The 911-nt window shown below is 35.7% G+C and carries 1 pseudogene; it reads left to right on the plus strand.

What is annotated here, in order from left to right:
• Window positions 1-298, plus strand: a pseudogene (locus ACRCJ0_RS15945) (D-alanyl-D-alanine carboxypeptidase family protein); the annotation flags it as partial.
• Window positions 299-911 lie beyond the last annotated feature (613 nt).

The raw sequence follows: 911 nt of genomic DNA on the forward strand, positions 1-911 counted from the left end.
GTTCTTACCTTATAATTATGATTTAGAAAATAATTCGACTACAACTTATGATGCAGCCTTCCAATATGACGCTGTAGGGAACTTAGCGCTGACAGCGCCATTGTCAGTGGACCAATCAATTAATACTTTCAATACGACGGTGAACTTTGATGAAAGTCTCTTTAACCAATTGGATATGTCAAATGCCATTGTACCAGCAGAAGATGTCGACAAGGTCAGCATTGTTGTACAAGTGGCACGCATCATGGAAGACCTGTTTAAAGGCTGGATGGAAGATATCCAAGGCGTTTTTAGTTAACAACCGTATAGATTTTCAAGAAATGAAATACATCGTATTGCTCAAATGATTTATAAATTTATCTAGAGACGGACACACTTCGTTTTTTATACAGGCTTGAACAACACTGTTTGTAAAAGCTCTAGACAAGATACACGTTTGCGAGTGCCGTAATTAACAAAACTATCGTTTGTATTTAGGTAAGATAACGATCTGATTTGTAGTCTAAAAGTACTGGTATTACAAAACTAAACAAATCTCATGAGTACGATGTTTTGAATGTGTGACTGTTAGGGGTTGGAATGCTAATATAATGATGCTTCTGATATGTTGATTAAGATAAATTCAAGTTTTATAAATATTTTTTCGCTAAAGTCATGATGTCTTGTCATGGCTTTTATACGTGTCTGGAGAAGCGTATTTGTGACTTTATAGGGGTGTGTTGTACCAAGCAACGTAGATTTGAGTGTTGCTTAATTTTGCATAGGTGAAGTGGTAGGCACAGGGGAAAGTTCCAACTATCTATAAATGGCTTTTTTTCTAGCTCTGCACAAGTCTAAACGAATTTTTGAACACCTAATTTGGCGCAATTGACTTTTAATTGCCTCAAATATATAATGGAGGCAATATAAGA

This window comes from Aerococcus sp. L_32, assembly GCF_050689315.1.